Below are 16,266 nucleotides of genomic sequence, written 5' to 3' on the forward strand. Positions count from 1 at the left end.
ACCGCAGATGGTGTGATTTTTTTGTTTAAAAGTTAATATAATTAACAATTAAACAATCTAAACAATAAGGACGTAAATAGTTTAGAAAAAAATTATATGCGATATAAGGAGAGGAATGCAATGAATCAGTTTCGAAGAATGGTGATTATCAACATTATCACATTAATTGTACTAGTTGGCGGCGGTATTGGCGGTTATTACTATTACAATCAAGCGGAAAATTACTTAAAAACAGACAATGCAAAAATTGATGGAAAGGTAATTCCGATTGCATCACCAGTAGCAGGGAAATTAACTGACTGGAAAGCTGAAGTAGGTAAGAACTACAACGAGAATGATAAATTAGGTGCTGTCACTGTAGCAGCAGCGAATGGAGAACAAACAGTAGATGTAACAATTCCACAAAATGCAACAGTTGTACAATCAAACGCGACAACAAATGCTTTCGTTGGAGCAGGTAGCCCGATTGCTTATGCATTTGATATGAACAATTTATGGGTAACAGCAAACATTGAAGAAACAGATGTTGATGATGTTCAAAAAGGTCAAGATGTAGATGTGTATGTAGATGCATACCCAGATACAACGTTAACAGGAAAAGTAGAACAAGTGGGCTTAACAACAGCGAACACATTCTCTATGTTACCATCAAGCAACGCAACAGCGAACTATACGAAAGTAACACAAGTAGTACCAGTTAAAATTTCTTTAGATCATAGCAAATCAGTAAATATTGTTCCTGGCATGAATGTGACAGTTCGTATTCATAAGTAAGGGGGAGATGAGATGTCCTCAATCGTAATTGCAGGATATGCACTATTTTGTATAATCGTCTTCTTCCTTGTAAATCGTCTTTTACGAAAGAAAAAAACGAAAATGGGAGAAGAACAAGTCCCAGCCGTAAGTAAAATAGAAGTAAGTAAGGTAGAAACAGAAGAGAAAGACATTGAACGAAAGCAAGAACCAGAAATTTCTAATGTAGTTGAGTTGGAAACAGGAAAGCAAGAAGAAGTAAAACAAGAAAAAGAAGTGCCGAAAAAACAAATGTCTATGCCTGTAGAGAATGTGAACGTAAAAGCAGTGGTAGCTGTATTAATTCTCGGCATGTTCGTTTCTATTTTAAACCAAACAATCATTAACGTTGCATTGCCTCCGTTAATGAATGAATTTAACGTATCAACTTCAACAGCACAATGGTTAATTACAGGCTTCATGCTTGTAAATGGTATTTTAGTACCGATTAGTGCCTTTTTAGTTTCACGATTTACGTATCGTAAATTATTCGTAGCCGCAATGTTATTCTTCACGGTAGGATCTATCATTTGTGCTACTTCAGGAAACTTTACAATGATGATGACGGGCCGTGTTATTCAAGCGGTTGGCGCGGGTATTTTAATGCCGGTTGGTATGAATATCTTCATGACACTATTCCCGCCTCATAAGCGCGGAGCAGCGATGGGATTACTAGGTGTAGCAATGATTTTAGCACCAGCTATCGGACCAACTGTAACAGGTTGGGTAATTGAAAATTACAGCTGGAACTTAATGTTCTATGCGATGTTTATTATCGGTTTAATTATTACGTTCCTATCTTTAAAATTCTTTACACTAGCTCAGCCAGTGTCTAAAACAAAATTAGATATATTTGGTGTTGTTAGTTCAAGTATTGGACTAGGAAGCTTATTGTACGGATTTAGTGAAGCTGGAAATAATAGTTGGACTAGTGCAGAAGTTGTTATTTCACTTATTATCGGTGTAATTGGTTTAGCGTTATTTATTTGGAGAGAGTTAACAACGGACAATAAAATGCTTGATTTACAAGTATTTAAATATCCAGTATTTACTTTTACTTTAGTAATTAATGCAATCGTTACGATGGCATTATTCGGAGGTATGTTATTACTTCCGGTATATCTGCAAAACATTCGTGGCTTTACGCCAATTGAATCTGGTTTACTACTTCTTCCAGGATCATTAATTATGGGAATCATGGGGCCAGTAGCGGGTAAATTATTCGATAAATATGGCATTCGTCCATTAGCGATAATTGGATTGGCAATTACGACGTATGCGACATATGAATTTACAAAATTATCGATGGATACACCGTATAGCGTTATTATGACGGATTATATTATACGCTCAATTGGTATGTCATTCATTATGATGCCAATTATGACAGCTGGTATGAACGCGCTACCGATGAAATTAATTTCTCACGGTACAGCAACGCAAAATACGTCAAGACAAGTAGCTGGTTCAATTGGAACAGCGATATTAATCACGCTTATGACGCAACAAACGACTGCGCACGTAGCAGATTATGGAAATATGTTAACAACGTCAAACCCAATTTTAGTTGATAAAGTACACGGCATGGGGCAAAGCTTAGCGGCCTTAGCCGGCTCAGCGCAAGCAGGAGATGCGATGAGCACGCAGCTATTATATGGACAAATTTCAAAGCTATCTGCAATTAACGGTATTAACGATGCCTTCTTAATCGCGACAATACTCGCAGGGATTGCTTGGGTGTTATCGTTCTTCTTACCATCAGGCAATAAACCAAATAGAAAAGCAGGGAATTAATTTCCCTGCTTTTTTGTGCTTTTTATGCAGTTACATATAAAAGATGATAACCAGTTACGGAGCAAAGCCCTGCTATAAACAAAATCGTCCCCATAGAACGAATACTCGATATTTGTCTTCCGCTTATAATAGCTAATAGTCCAGCTAAAGAGAAGAAGCACCAATATAAAGTTCCCGAAATTGGAACCATCCCCTCTAAATCTATTCCAGAACCTATACAAATGATAGGAACAATGATAAGGGATATGCTAATGAAACCAGCTATAGTGGTAAGTGATTTCCGATGTTTCATGCCACCAATAATTAAAAAAATACCGACAATGAATTCGCATAACATCAAAGTAAGAGCTAAAATCATCCAAGTTAATATTCCGAACACTTCTGTACTACCTCCGATTTGTGAGTTTCAAAAAATATTATATATAGTATGAATCACCCACAGTCATGAGTAACCAGAAGATAACCCCTAATATACCAGCGATAAAAATAATGAATCCCATATTACGGATACTTTTAATCTTTGCTTGTAATCCACTTAATCCAGCTAATAATCCAGTTAAAGAAAACAGTACCCAATATAAAGTAGTTGAAATAGGGATGATTGTATTGCTCTCCACTCCCATGCCCCAAAAAACAAAAGGTAGTGTGACAAAGGAAAAGCTAAGTAGCCCCATTAAACCGACAAATAATTTACGGTGTTTCACGCTAGTAACAATTAAAAAAATACCACCGAAGAATCCGCATAAAACAAGAAGTGGCATATAAACAACCCAAAGTAAGCTCAACATATGTAATCTCCTTCTGTGTAATCAGTTATATTTTACTACATGAGGTTTATTTTGGATATTATATAATAAATATGTATAAATTGATAGAAATGAGTAGTACCGATACGAATTAATAGATGTAGAGCATGAGAGAGGGGAGGAGACGTATGAAAATTACAGAAGAAAATGTTGTAAATCAGCTAAGGAAAAGGAATGAAAAAGCATTGTATTTTATTATTGACCAATACGGCGGACTAATAAAAAGTATTATTCAGAAGCATTTAGCTTCGTTTGAAGATGTGCAAGAGGAATGTATGGATGATGTGTTATTGGCAATTTGGAATCATATTGAAAAGTATGATGAAGAGAAAAATACGCTAAAAAATTGGATTGCAGCTATTACAAAATATAAATCTATCGATTATGCGAGAAAATATACGAAGACAGTAAATGAAAAAGGAATAGATCAAATAGATGAAATAGCGGTACATACCGATACTACTAAAAAAGAGATTAGTAATGATATGGAACATATATTAAATCATTTAAAGAAGAACGATAAAGAAATTTTTATGAAGCATTACGTGGAAGAGGATAGTGTAGAAGATATTGCGGAGAAAATGGGGGTGAAAACTTCTTTTATATACAATCGTCTATCAAGAGGTCGAAAGAAGTTAAGGGCATTATTTTTACATAACCGGATGAAATAAATAAGAAAAGAGGTGAAGGAAATGAAAGATCCATATGAAATGTTAAATGATATAAAAATGGATGAGAATGAATATGAAGAGATTAACCTAACGCACATAGAGAAAAAGAAAATAAAAAAGCGAATTCACAAAAAAATAAACAAGAACAAAGCCCATACGAAACAGAATATAGCTATTGTAACAACGGCCGCGGCATTATTTATTATGATGATGACTGTAGATATGAGAAGGATGATTGCAGATATACCGTTAATCGGAAGTAAAATGGAAGACTACGTGAACAGTAGAGGAGAACCTTTAAAAGAATATAAAACGACAATAGGACAAACAGTTTATGATAATGGTGTAGAAGTACGATTAGACGAAGTGATGATAGATGAGGGACAGATTATTGTTAATAGTACGTTTAAGTCTAGTCAGGTCAATTTAGAGGACTCTTATCCTAGCCCTGATATTTATATAAATGGAAAACTGTTAAATGGCAGCGGTAGTGGCGGAGACAAAAAAATAAATGAATACACATATACATTTTTCTCAAATGTAGATTTAAAAGACGATGAAATGAATCCTCTAGAAATTCGTGGAGAATGTGATATACAAGTTGTGTATAGGGATATCTCTTTAAAAGAGGGGAAATCAACATGGAAAGGAGAATGGGGTTTTTCCTTTAAAGCATCTGGGGACAAATTAAAAGCTGAAACGAAAACAATTCCAATTCATAAGCATTTTAAATTAGAAAATGGTCAAAAAATAGAAGTGGAAGATTTGAAAGTGTCTCCTATATCTACAAAGTTGAACTATAAGATGTTGAATGGAACAAAGGTAGATGTAACATTTATTGGAAAAGATCAAGATGGTAAAGAGTTAATACCACATTCAGGTCTTACCTTATCGAAAAATAGTTATTGGCGTTTTGAAAAACTAGAAAATAGTGTAACGAAAATTATACTGACGCCTGTCCTAACTTCTGGTGAAGAGGGAGAAAAGAAAACGAATTATCGAAAAGTGTTAACGGAAGAAGAGTTTGAAGTTGTTATAAAAGAGTAAAGAGAGGTATCGTGATGATACCTCTCTTTATCCTAAAAAGGCTAACATATTATTCATAATATGAAGTAATATAGCTGGAATAATGGATTTTGTTTTTTTACATAAAATCGCCATAAATAGACCCATGATGAACATACTAAACATCACACCAGTTGAATATATATGACCTATTCCGAAGAGGAAACTAGACCCAAGTGCTGCAATCCAAAAGGGGAAGCGCTGTTGTAGGAAGTGAAGAATAATACCGCGGACTATAAGTTCTTCAAAAATAGGTACAAGTATAGCGCCACCTATCAGCAATAACAGTTTGTATTGTTTTAACATTTCTAGGTCTAAGGCGGATGACTGTTCATTTACCGCATCAGGAAAAATATTATTAATTATAAATATATCATTAACGATATGTATCCCGTAAAAAAGGATTATATAGATGTATGTGCTTACTTTTTTTAATGCTGTAAAGTTTAGTGTTGGGACAATTAAATTTCTTAACGGTTTATATGCATAAATTAAAATTAATAAAATGCACAATACAAATAAATGCCTTCCAAAAGTAGTAAGTGATTTTGCTAAAGCAATTTGTTTTGGATCGGTTAAACCTTCTGTATAAATAACGGTAGGAAGACCTATAAAGAGGTCAGCTAGAAATCCTGTTCCCCAAATCGCGAAAACAAGCGAAAATAGAAATTGCGAGAGTGACATAGGATGCTTTTGTGGGTAAGTTAGTTGCGTGGCTTGTATAATAGTGAATCACCTATCCTTTTATATTAAATAATTATATATAAAGATTATAGGATATTTGTACAAAAAAGTCATCATTGTAGTAAAAAAGATATGTTGAAGCTACTATTTACAGACAGTAATAATTTTATATTGATGTTCTGTACAAATGGTTTGTCTAAAAGTGTTAACAGAAGAGTTTATAATTGTGATACCTCTCTCTTAATGTAAAAAAGCGATTATGTTGGTTAAAATGTGTAATAGGATAGCTGGAATAATAGATTTAGTTTGTTTGTATAATAAACAAGCGAAAATTCCAGTAACAAATGCACTAAACATAACTCCCACAGAGTAGGCATGAGCAATACCGAAAATTAAACTTGAGAGGATTACAGCTATCCAAAAGGTAAACTTCTCTTCGAAAAAACGAAGAAGAATCCCTCTGCATACAAGCTCTTCAAAAATAGGGGCAAAAATCCCACTAGCTAGAAGTAAGAGAAGTGGATAGTGCTCTAGTGTTGAAAGTTGTAATGCATCAGACTGTTCTTGTACGGATGAAGGGAATAATTTATCTAGCACAAACATATCTACAAACAAGGTGATTACATAATAAATAAGAACATAGATGTACATCCGAAAAGATTTTAAAACTCGAAAATCGAATGTAGGTAATACTAGTTCTTTCAGTGGTCTATATTTCGTGATAAATGCAATTAGTAAAAGTAAGGCAACTAATTCATAACTTACATTTTTTATAGAATCAAGCAAAAATTTATTTGTATTTGGGTTAATGTATCCGTATAACTCAATAGGTAAAAATGTAAGAATTATATTTATTAATGAGAGACATGGAAAGAGAATGAATAGAACTCCAAGAAATTGTAACCATGACATAGAGTAGTTCTGTTCATTAGAAAGTTGTGTAGCAGATTGCATATGTAAAATCACCTCTTTATATTTGTATATTTAATTATAAAACATCTTGTTTTCGGGTGTAATATTTAAATATTACATATAAAGGTGTATTTTCCATAAAATAATAAAAGAGGTATCACCCTATAGTGATGCCTCTTTCTTATTGGTAACTATGTTCTGCTTTGTTATTTGATTTTGATTGCTCTATTTGTAATTCACGTTCTACCAATCGGTCTAACTGTTGAATTGCTTTTAGTGCTTTTTCATAAGAAATTGTTCGATAATGATGCGCTCCGCCCGGTTCTTCATCTGCTTCGTCTGCCCATTTAATAATGTTTTGCAGAGATGTTCTTTCGATTTCTTGCTGTACTAAGAAAGAATCTGTATGAAGAAGAATGGCGATAGAAATTTCTTTTGCTAGTTTAGGGTGCTCTCCTAATCTAATAAGCAATTTATGAGCTCTTTCTGCTCCTTTAATTGCGTGTATATCATTCTTTTTATATAAATCATAGTCCCATTCGCCGCCTGTGTACCACGTATGATGTCCGATATCATGAAGGAAACCGGCTTTTGTCGCAGCATCGACTGAGGCGTGATGCTTTTTAGCTAAGTGAAACGCATGGTAAGCGACAGCGATCGCGTGGACCATCCCAGAACGATTTACGTATTTTTGTGTAATGTGGTGTTTAAAAATTTGTTCAAGCGTAATACGGTGCATAAAACATTCACTCCTTTTATCTAATGGTGTCTATAAAGAAAATCGATCGGTTTAAATGTATTTTGAACATTGTACTCCATCATAGTTCGTTAGTAAAGTAGAAATGTTTAGGAGAAGAAAAAAATTTCCGCAAAAAAATCACCTTAGCTTATGCAAAGGTGATTTTTAAATTGCTTATTTTTTTAATCCTTGCTCTAGTGTTTCTAACATTTCATGCTTTTCATTTTCATCAGCGTTTTTCCAAATGACTTCGAATAAAACACCAAGACCTGGAAGCATTTTTTCTTCACCGCTTTGAATTGCATCGACAATTGTTTCTTGTAATTGGTCTTGTGTATTACCAGATACATTTGCTAATACAGCACCGCGTAAATTAAAACTCATTGTTTTCACCTCTTCTTCAGAATTGAAACTGACGTTAGTTTTTGTTCTTTTTTATGTAAATATGTATGAAAAATAGGCTATAATGATAAGACAAGAAGAGAGGGAAATACATATTATGAAAAACATTGATTCAGTACAAAATCCGCGTGTGAAGCAGTGGAAAAAGCTGCAGACGAAGAAAGAGCGCGATAAAAAAGGTTTATTTTTTGTAGAAGGATTCCATTTAGTGGAGGAAGCTTTAAAAGCAGGAGTTGTAACAGAACTTATCGTTTCAGATCAGACAGACCTTCCGAAAGATTGGACAGTTAATGATGTAGAAATGTATATCGTACCGGAAGCAATCGTAAAAGTACTTCGTGAAACAGAAACGACGCAAGGTGTATTTGCGGTTTGTGAAAAGCATGAGAAGGAAGTAGCTCTTGCTGATGGGAAGTTTCTTTTATTAGATGGCCTGCAAGACCCAGGTAACTTAGGGACAATTATTCGTACAGCTGATGCAGCTGGTATTCATGCCGTTGTGCTTGGAGAAGGTTGTGTTGATGCATATAATAGTAAAGTACTCCGCTCTACACAAGGCTCTATTTTTCACTTACCAATTGTAAAAGGAAACTTAGAAGAATGGGTAGACAAACTAAAAGAAAATAACGTTCCTGTATATGGAACAGCTCTTGAAAATGGAGTTCCGTACGGGGAAGTAACACCAGCTGGTAGTTTTGCATTAATTGTAGGAAATGAAGGAAACGGCGTACGCCAAGAAATTCTTGCGAAAACGGATCAAAACTTGTATATTCCGATTTACGGCGGGGCAGAATCATTAAATGTTGCAGTTGCAGCAGGGATTTTAACGTATTATTTGCAAAGCCCGGTTGCGAACAAATAAAAAACTTCTTATAATAAGTTGAAGTACATTATATTAAAAGTTAAATAACGAAAAACGTTGATAGAGAAGAGTAGCTTACAAAATCGCCATATAGGGAGAGAATGCCGTAGACTGAAAGCATTCTTATGGTAGACGGAAGTGAATTCACCTCTGGAGTTGACGCCAGGACCATGTATATGTAAAGGCGTTCCGGTCAGAATTGATCGTTATAACTAATGAGTGGGCAGACATGTTCTGTCAATTTAGGGTGGTACCGCGAATTTACCTCGTCCCTTTTTGGGAGCGAGGTTTTTTTATTTTTAAAATTAGGAGGGTTCCAAATGGAAGCACGTTTAAAAGAGCTAAAGCAAAAAGCGTTAGAGCTTATTGAAGAAGCGAAAGAGCTAAAAGGCTTAAACGACGTACGCGTAGCGTATTTAGGAAAAAAAGGTCCAATTACAGAAGTATTACGCGGCATGGGAAAATTATCAGCAGAAGAGCGTCCACGTATGGGAGCATTAGTAAATGAAGTACGTGAAGCGATTCAAACGCGTCTAGACGACAAAATCAGCAACTTAGAAAAAGCAGTAATTGAAGCGAAATTAGCAACTGAAACAATTGATGTTACATTGCCAGGTCGTCCTGTTGAAACAGGTTGTCACCATCCGTTAACAGCTGTTGTTGAACAAATTGAAGATGTATTCATCGGTATGGGTTATGAAGTAGCGGAAGGAACAGAAGTAGAAAAAGACTACTACAACTTCGAAGCATTAAACTTACCGAAAGATCACCCAGCACGCGATATGCAAGATACATTCTACATTACAGAAGAAACGTTACTACGTACACATACATCTTCTGTGCAAGCACGTACGATGGAAAATAATAAAGAAAAAGGCCCAATTAAAATTATTTGTCCTGGTAAAGTGTATCGCCGCGATGACGATGATGCGACTCATTCACACCAGTTCATGCAAATTGAAGGTCTTGTAATTGATAAGAACATTCGCATGAGTGACTTAAAAGGTACACTGCAAGTATTCGTGAAAAAGATGTTCGGTGAAGATCGTGAAATCCGTCTTCGTCCAAGTTTCTTCCCATTCACAGAGCCATCTGTAGAGATGGATATTTCTTGTATGATGTGTCACGGCAAAGGTTGCGGCACTTGTAAAGGAACTGGTTGGATCGAAATTTTAGGCGCAGGTATGGTTCACCCGAACGTACTTGAAATGGCTGGTTATGATTCAAAAGAATATCAAGGTTTCGCATTCGGTATGGGCGCAGAGCGTATCGCAATGTTGAAATACGGCGTAGATGACATTCGTCATTTCTATACAAATGATGTACGTTTCTTACAACAATTCAAACGAGCGTAAGGGAAGGAGAGGATAAGTATGTTCGTATCATATCGTTGGTTACAAGAGTATGTAGATATTAAAGATGTAACAGCACAAGAACTAGCAGACAAAATCACGAAAAGTGGTATTGAAGTAGAAGGTGTTGAAGTATTAAATAAAGGTGTAAAAGGTGTTGTAGTTGGTCACGTATTAGAATGTGAAAAACACCCAGAAGCTGATAAGTTAAGCAAATGTTTAATCGATATCGGTGAAGAAGAACCAGTTCAAATTATTTGTGGTGCTGCTAACATTGCAAAAGGTTTAAAAGTACCAGTTGCAAAAGTTGGCGCTGTACTTCCTGGTAATTTCAAAATTAAAAAAGCAAAACTACGTGGTGAAGCTTCTCACGGTATGGTTTGTGCTCTTCAAGAGCTTGGCATTGATGGAAAGTTAGTTTCAAAAGAATACGCAGATGGTATCTTCATCTTCCCAAGTGACGCTGAAGTTGGTGCAGATGCACTTGAAATTTTAAACTTACATGATGAAGTACTTGAGCTTGGTTTAACACCAAACCGTGCAGATTGCTTAAACATGTTAGGTGTTGCATATGAAGTAGCTGCTATTTACGGCCGCGAAGTAAAACTTCCAGCTATCGACTTACAAGAAACAGCAGAAAAAACTTCTGATTACATTTCTGTAAGTGTAGAAGCGAAAGAAGAAAACCCATTATATATTGCAAAAATGGTGAAGAACGTAAAAATTGGTCCATCACCAATGTGGATGCAAACTCGCCTAATGGCAGCTGGCATTCGTCCGATTAGCAATGTAGTTGATATTACAAACTACATTTTAATGGAATACGGTCAACCGTTACATGCATTCGATTACGATAAATTAGGTTCAAAAGAAATCGTTGTTCGTCTTGCAAAAGAAGGCGAAAAAATTGAAACATTAGATGATCAAGAACGTACGTTACAAAGCCACCACCTTGTTATTACAAACGGCACAAAAGCGTTAGCTGTTGCTGGTGTAATGGGCGGAGCGGATTCAGAAGTTACAAATGAGACAGTAAACGTTCTAATTGAGTCTGCATACTTTGCAGGTCAAACAGTGCGCCGTACATCAAAAGACTTAGGTCTTCGCAGTGAATCAAGTGCACGTTTCGAAAAAGGAATCGACCCAACACGTACATTTGAAGCAATTCAACATGCAGCTGCTTTAATGGCGAAATACGCTGGCGGTGAAGCACTTGAAGGAGTAGTAGAAGCTGACAACTTACAAGTACAAGAGCGTACAGTATCTGTTACTGCTGAAAAAGTAAACCGTGTATTAGGTACAAATATTTCTGCAAGTGAAATGGGTACAATGTTCACAAACTTAAAATTCCCATTTACAGAAGTAGAAGGAACATTCCACGTGAATGTACCAGCACGTCGTCCTGATATTACAATTTCAGAAGACTTAGTAGAAGAAGTGGGCCGTCTATACGGTTATGATCACATTCCAGTTACATTACCATCTGGAACAATGACACGTGGTAAATTAACAGCAGCGCAAACGAAACGTCGTAAAGTACGTCGCTTCTTAGAAGGTGCTGGTTTATATGAAGCAATCACGTATTCATTAACAAGCGCTGACAAAGCGAAACAATATATGGTGGAGCCAAACGAAAAAGCGCCTGTAGCTCTTGCACTTCCAATGAGTGAAGAACGCAGCCAACTTCGTTTAAGCTTAGTGCCACAATTGTTAGAAGCAGTTTCATACAATGTCGCTCGTAAAAACGATAGCGTTGCTTTATACGAAGTAGGTTCTATCTTCTTACCGACAGAAGAAGGAGAACTTCCGAAAGAAGAACAACATCTTGCGGGTGTTATGACAGGTCTTGCTCTTCACCATGCATGGCAAGGTGAGAAAAAAGTAGTAGACTTCTTCGTTGTGAAAGGTGTACTAGAAGGTCTATTTGACGTACTTGGCGTTTCAAACCAAATCACATATGCACCAGCAAAACGTGAAGGTATGCACCCAGGTCGTACAGCTGACATCGTATTAGAAGGCGAAGTAATTGGTTTCATCGGTCAATTGCACCCAGAAGCAGAAAAACAATTAGATGTGAAAAATACATTCGTATTCGAACTATCTCTTGTAAAAGTATTCGGTGCAGACGCTGAAGAAACTTACTACTCAGCAATTCCACGTTTCCCATCTATGACACGTGACATGGCTGTTGTCGTAACGAAAGAAACAAAAGCTGGCGAAATGAAGCAAGTTATTGCTGAAGCTGGTGGAGAACTTCTGAAAGACGTAACACTATTTGACTTATACGAAGGTGAAAAAATGGAAGAAGGCAAGAAATCACTTGCATTCTCTATGAACTACTTCGATCCAGAGCGTACGTTAACAGACGAAGAAGTAACAGAAGCACATAACCGCGTGTTAACAGCGGTAGAAGAGAAATTTGGTGCGGAGTTACGTAAGTAATAAGAAATTGCCGGATTTATTCCGGCAATTTTTTTAGTGGATTGGTTGTCGGAAAATGTCGGTAAGTCGATAAATTATAAAAATCGCCGATATATTTGGAGTTACGTTCGATATATTGTGAAAATCGCTGATATATTTTCTGGCACCTTGCATCTTTCTCACGAATGTAGTACATTAATTTTAGTTTAACAAAATGAAAGACGATGATAAGGAAAAGTAGTATATACTATAATCCAAAGCGAGTCAGGGATGGTGAGAGCCTGATGAGGCGGTATATGTGAAGAACACCTTGGAGTTGCTAACCGAAATTGAATCTTGTATTCAAGAGTAGACTTAGACGGGAATCCGGCCTGTTACAAACCGGGAAGTATGTATTACATACGAGTTAAAGTTGGTCTTTATGACAAATTGGGTGGTACCGCGAAGTTTAACCTTTCGTCCCTTTATGGATGAAAGGTTTTTTTGTATTTAAATATATCAGCAAAGGAGAATTTCACTATGGAAAACACATTAGTAAAAAGTCTGTATAGAGATACAGATAAATACGCAGGTCAAACAGTACAAGTATCAGGGTGGATTCGTAACTTACGTGATTCAAAAGCATTTGGCTTCATCGAATTAAACGACGGTAGCTTCTTCAAAAGCGTTCAAATCGTTTTCGATACAGAATTAGATAACTTCAAAGAAATTGCAAAACTTCCACTTAGCTCTTCAGTTAAAGTAGAAGGTAAAGTAATTGTAACGCCTGGAGCGAAACAACCATTTGAAATTAAAGCAGAAAAAATTGATATTGAGGGCTTATCAGATTCTGATTACCCACTTCAAAAGAAACGTCATACGTTTGAATACTTACGTACAATTGCTCACTTACGTCCAAGAACAAATGCATTCTCTGCAACGTTCCGCGTACGTTCTATCGCAGCATTTGCGATTCACCAATTCTTCCAAGAGCGTGGATTCGTACATGTTCATACACCTATCATCACTGGTAGTGATACAGAAGGTGCGGGCGAAATGTTCCGCGTAACAACGCAAGATTTAAACAACGTACCAAAAGGCGAAGACGGACAAGTTGATGAATCAAAAGACTTCTTCGGCAAAGAAACAAACTTAACAGTAAGTGGACAGCTGAACGCTGAAGCTTATGCATTAGCATTCCGTGATGTATACACATTCGGACCTACATTCCGTGCAGAAAACTCAAACACAACTCGCCACGCTGCTGAGTTCTGGATGGTTGAGCCTGAGATTGCATTCGCTGAACTAGGTGACGTAATGAACCTTACAGAAGATATGCTGAAATATGCAATGAAATACGTATTAGAGCATGCACCAGAAGAAATGGAATTCTTCAACAGCTTCGTTGATAAAACAGTTCTAGAGCGCATGAACAACGTAATTAACTCTGACTTCGGTCGCATCACTTATACAGAAGCAATTAAAGTACTTCAAGAATCAGGTGCTGACTTCAAATACCCAGTAGAATGGGGTATTGACTTACAAACAGAGCATGAAAGATACTTATCAGAAGAAATCTTCAAACGCCCTGTATTCGTAACTGACTATCCGAAAGACATTAAAGCATTCTACATGCGCTTAAATGACGACGGTAAAACAGTAGCTGCTACTGACCTTCTAGTTCCTGGCATCGGCGAATTAATCGGCGGAAGCCAACGTGAAGAAAGAATGGACGTTTTAGTAGATAGAATTAAAGAATTAGGCATGAAAGAAGAGGACTACTGGTGGTACTTAGAACTTAGAAAATACGGCGGTACAAAACACGCTGGATTCGGTCTAGGTTTCGAGCGCTTCCTAATGTACATCACTGGCATGGCTAACATCCGTGACGTAATTCCATTCCCAAGAACTCCAGGTTCTTCTGAATTCTAAAATATGAAAAAAGCGAGAGGATTTCCTCTCGCTTTTTATTTTGTATAGTTTATTCTCCTGTAGCAAAAAGTAACGCGAAGGGGTGAATATAAATGAGTAAAAAAGTGAAAAAAGATCATTCGAGATCGGGCCTAGGTTCTCCAGAAGTAGAAGGACAAGGAACGACAACACATGAAACAGGTTCTCATAAAGTATCTTCATCTAATAAGAAGCAGAAACAAAGCTAACATAAAAAGGAGAGTCTTGGCGACTCTCCTTTTTATGTGTTATATCTTTTTATCATGAATCTCTTTTGTAATGTTATCTACATCCTTGTCTAATCGATCGAAATAGAAAAACCACAGTAAACTCATGAACACGTAATAGATGGCCATCACGCCAAGATTATCAGATATATTTTCAAATGTAGATTTAGTAGTGAAAAAAGCGCCCCAAATGATAGAAATAGTGAGGTAAGATAGAGGACCTACGATGTGTACGAATGCATATAATACCTTTTTAACTTTTACAGCGTTCATATGAAAAACCTCCTTTTTCTAATCATACATTCAAGTTCCTCACAGAAGTGTTGTAGTTTTGCTGGATTATGTATTAACAAGCGGGCATCGTGTTTCCCGATAAACCTGCGGATCCGAAAGTTTAATAAGAAAGATCGGCCATAGCGCTCTATTAAATCGTTGAACGCTCGTTGTTCACTTAGCAGCTGAATGTTTTCTCTAATTTCAAACTGCCTTTCGTGTGGATTACCTAGTAAAATATTTAGAATCATTTGTAGAAGTAGCAATGGGAATCTCCTCCTATGTTAGAATAATCTGTATATTGTAATTATAACAAAACTATAAGGACAATAGTAGGATAAAACAAAAAACAGGAGTTTGTAGGCTCCTGTTTTTGTCGATACTATTTTAGTAAGCGAAACGCCTTTTCCGTATTAGCAAAATGCAGTTTCACAAACTCAGGTAATCGTTCTTTACCAAGCTTTTGAATTAATTTAGCGGCGGCGATATCAACTTGTTTACCTGCACCTTTTGGAAGGGGCATACCAGCTTTTTTGCTTAGTTCGTTAAATTGTTTTACGAATGAGTAACGAGCTAAAATGGAGGCGGCGGCTACTGCTAAATGGACGCTTTCGCCTTTCGTTGCGAAGTAAACATTTTCACGCTGTACCTGTTTTTGTTTTGCTAAATATTTGTAGTATGTATCAGGCTGTGTGAATTGGTCGATTAAGACGCCTTCAGGTTTTGTAGGTGCCATTTTAGCTAATAAGTTTGTAATAGCTTTATTATGTAGCAAAGCTTTTAGTTTACCTTGGTTGTTTCCTTTATCAAATAGCTCGTTATATTTTTCGTTATGAAGAACGAGAGAGCTGTAAGGGACAACGTGTAGAAGTTGTTTTGCAATGGCAGTAATTTGTTCGTCATTTAAGTTTTTAGAGTCTTTTACACCAAGTTCTTTTAGTAGTGGAATTTGCTTCGCATCCACATATACAGCAACGACTGTCATCGGTCCGAAGAAATCACCAGTACCCACTTCATCTGACCCTACGATCGACATTGTACCGATGGAAGCAGGCGGTGCATAACGGTGTGAATCGACAGCTTTTTTTACAGCTGTTTTTGGAGTTTGGGAGACAGTTTGCCAACGGGCAGCTTCTGCTTCAGCACGTCCACCTTGGAACATTACTTTTCCAGATTTATATGCTGTAATTGTGCAAGATGGCACCTTTGCCATGAAGATCCCGCCTTGCGGAGTTTTCGGGCTAAGCGAATGTTTATATTGTTGTTTCATGTCTTCAATTACTGTAGAATTTGTTTGAATTACGATAGAATTTGACATAATGGTTGCCCCTTTTTTT

General features: G+C 36.6%; 18 protein-coding genes and 2 other annotated features. Of the genes, 9 read left to right on the plus strand and 9 right to left on the minus strand.

What is annotated here, in order from left to right; translation table 11 throughout:
* Positions 1 to 120: 120 nt before the first annotated feature.
* Positions 121 to 774, plus strand: a complete 654-nt coding sequence (locus tag MR147_RS16705; protein WP_001071404.1) for an HlyD family secretion protein — start codon at positions 121 to 123, stop codon at positions 772 to 774.
* Between the two features lie 12 nt (positions 775 to 786).
* Positions 787 to 2,586 carry a DHA2 family efflux MFS transporter permease subunit gene (locus MR147_RS16710; RefSeq protein ID WP_074610072.1) on the plus strand — a complete coding sequence of 600 codons (1,800 nt, stop codon included), beginning with the start codon at positions 787 to 789 and terminating at the stop codon, positions 2,584 to 2,586.
* Positions 2,587 to 2,608: 22 nt separating this feature from the next.
* On the opposite strand, the gene MR147_RS16715 is transcribed toward MR147_RS16710, so the two are convergent.
* On the minus strand, positions 2,609 to 2,965 hold the full coding sequence (locus MR147_RS16715) for an ammonia permease (RefSeq protein WP_074610074.1): 357 nt from the start codon (positions 2,963 to 2,965) through the stop codon (positions 2,609 to 2,611).
* A 37-nt stretch (positions 2,966 to 3,002) separates the two neighbouring features.
* Positions 3,003 to 3,374: a hypothetical protein gene (locus MR147_RS16720; RefSeq protein ID WP_000950050.1), complete on the minus strand. Its 372-nt coding sequence runs from the start codon at positions 3,372 to 3,374 to the stop codon at positions 3,003 to 3,005.
* 146 nt (positions 3,375 to 3,520) lie between these two features.
* On the opposite strand from MR147_RS16720, the gene MR147_RS16725 reads away from it, so the two are divergent.
* The gene (locus MR147_RS16725) at positions 3,521 to 4,063 is read left to right on the plus strand and encodes a sigma-70 family RNA polymerase sigma factor (RefSeq protein ID WP_074610076.1); all 543 of its coding nucleotides are present in this window, start codon (positions 3,521 to 3,523) and stop codon (positions 4,061 to 4,063) included.
* Positions 4,064 to 4,084: 21 nt separating this feature from the next.
* Complete coding sequence (locus tag MR147_RS16730; RefSeq protein WP_074610079.1) at positions 4,085 to 5,110, plus strand: DUF4179 domain-containing protein; 1,026 nt, start codon at positions 4,085 to 4,087, stop codon at positions 5,108 to 5,110.
* A 27-nt stretch (positions 5,111 to 5,137) separates the two neighbouring features.
* Here the strand turns inward: MR147_RS16730 and MR147_RS16735 are convergent, their stop codons facing one another.
* From MR147_RS16735 to sspI, 4 genes are all read right to left on the minus strand, one after another.
* A complete protein-coding gene (locus tag MR147_RS16735) occupies positions 5,138 to 5,812 on the minus strand; it encodes a CPBP family intramembrane glutamic endopeptidase (RefSeq protein ID WP_074610082.1) in 675 nt (224 codons plus the stop codon).
* A 240-nt stretch (positions 5,813 to 6,052) separates the two neighbouring features.
* Positions 6,053 to 6,766 carry a CPBP family intramembrane glutamic endopeptidase gene (locus MR147_RS16740; protein WP_074610084.1) on the minus strand — a complete coding sequence of 238 codons (714 nt, stop codon included), beginning with the start codon at positions 6,764 to 6,766 and terminating at the stop codon, positions 6,053 to 6,055.
* Positions 6,767 to 6,905: 139 nt separating this feature from the next.
* Positions 6,906 to 7,463, minus strand: coding sequence for an HD domain-containing protein (locus tag MR147_RS16745; protein ID WP_000554791.1), 558 nt, complete (start codon positions 7,461 to 7,463; stop codon positions 6,906 to 6,908).
* Positions 7,464 to 7,637: 174 nt separating this feature from the next.
* The gene (sspI, locus tag MR147_RS16750) at positions 7,638 to 7,847 is read right to left on the minus strand and encodes a small acid-soluble spore protein SspI (protein WP_000009513.1); all 210 of its coding nucleotides are present in this window, start codon (positions 7,845 to 7,847) and stop codon (positions 7,638 to 7,640) included.
* Between the two features lie 82 nt (positions 7,848 to 7,929).
* Here sspI and MR147_RS16755 point away from each other — a divergent pair, with 82 nt between their 5' ends.
* The 5 genes from MR147_RS16755 to MR147_RS16775 all read left to right on the plus strand — a co-directional run bounded on the left by MR147_RS16755 (position 7,930) and on the right by MR147_RS16775 (position 14,638).
* Positions 7,930 to 8,727 (plus strand): TrmH family RNA methyltransferase, encoded by a 798-nt coding sequence (locus tag MR147_RS16755; protein WP_139302891.1) that lies wholly within the window; start codon positions 7,930 to 7,932, stop codon positions 8,725 to 8,727.
* A gap of 48 nt (positions 8,728 to 8,775) precedes the next feature.
* Positions 8,776 to 9,004: a binding site (T-box leader), on the plus strand.
* 43 nt (positions 9,005 to 9,047) lie between these two features.
* Positions 9,048 to 10,082 carry a phenylalanine--tRNA ligase subunit alpha gene (gene pheS / locus MR147_RS16760; protein WP_000388219.1) on the plus strand — a complete coding sequence of 345 codons (1,035 nt, stop codon included), beginning with the start codon at positions 9,048 to 9,050 and terminating at the stop codon, positions 10,080 to 10,082.
* A gap of 18 nt (positions 10,083 to 10,100) precedes the next feature.
* Positions 10,101 to 12,521 (plus strand): phenylalanine--tRNA ligase subunit beta, encoded by a 2,421-nt coding sequence (gene pheT, locus MR147_RS16765; RefSeq protein WP_074610088.1) that lies wholly within the window; start codon positions 10,101 to 10,103, stop codon positions 12,519 to 12,521.
* Between the two features lie 194 nt (positions 12,522 to 12,715).
* Positions 12,716 to 12,967, plus strand: a binding site (T-box leader).
* 52 nt (positions 12,968 to 13,019) lie between these two features.
* The gene (gene asnS / locus MR147_RS16770; protein ID WP_000432166.1) at positions 13,020 to 14,411 is read left to right on the plus strand and encodes an asparagine--tRNA ligase; all 1,392 of its coding nucleotides are present in this window, start codon (positions 13,020 to 13,022) and stop codon (positions 14,409 to 14,411) included.
* Positions 14,412 to 14,503: 92 nt separating this feature from the next.
* Positions 14,504 to 14,638, plus strand: a complete 135-nt coding sequence (locus MR147_RS16775; RefSeq protein WP_000039589.1) for a YuzL family protein — start codon at positions 14,504 to 14,506, stop codon at positions 14,636 to 14,638.
* A gap of 39 nt (positions 14,639 to 14,677) precedes the next feature.
* Here the strand turns inward: MR147_RS16775 and MR147_RS16780 are convergent, their stop codons facing one another.
* The 3 genes from MR147_RS16780 to rnhC all read right to left on the minus strand — a co-directional run bounded on the left by MR147_RS16780 (position 14,678) and on the right by rnhC (position 16,247).
* Positions 14,678 to 14,929: a hypothetical protein gene (locus tag MR147_RS16780; protein ID WP_074610090.1), complete on the minus strand. Its 252-nt coding sequence runs from the start codon at positions 14,927 to 14,929 to the stop codon at positions 14,678 to 14,680.
* Positions 14,926 to 15,195 carry a hypothetical protein gene (locus tag MR147_RS16785; protein WP_074610092.1) on the minus strand — a complete coding sequence of 90 codons (270 nt, stop codon included), beginning with the start codon at positions 15,193 to 15,195 and terminating at the stop codon, positions 14,926 to 14,928. The genes MR147_RS16780 and MR147_RS16785 overlap by 4 nt, the downstream gene beginning before the upstream one ends.
* A 116-nt stretch (positions 15,196 to 15,311) precedes the next feature.
* Positions 15,312 to 16,247 carry a ribonuclease HIII gene (gene rnhC, locus MR147_RS16790; RefSeq protein WP_074610094.1) on the minus strand — a complete coding sequence of 312 codons (936 nt, stop codon included), beginning with the start codon at positions 16,245 to 16,247 and terminating at the stop codon, positions 15,312 to 15,314.
* Between the last annotated feature and the right edge of the window lie 19 nt (positions 16,248 to 16,266).

Origin of the sequence: Bacillus cereus group sp. BfR-BA-01350 (assembly GCF_022663775.1) — a bacterium.
Classification (GTDB): domain Bacteria; phylum Bacillota; class Bacilli; order Bacillales; family Bacillaceae_G; genus Bacillus_A; species Bacillus_A paranthracis.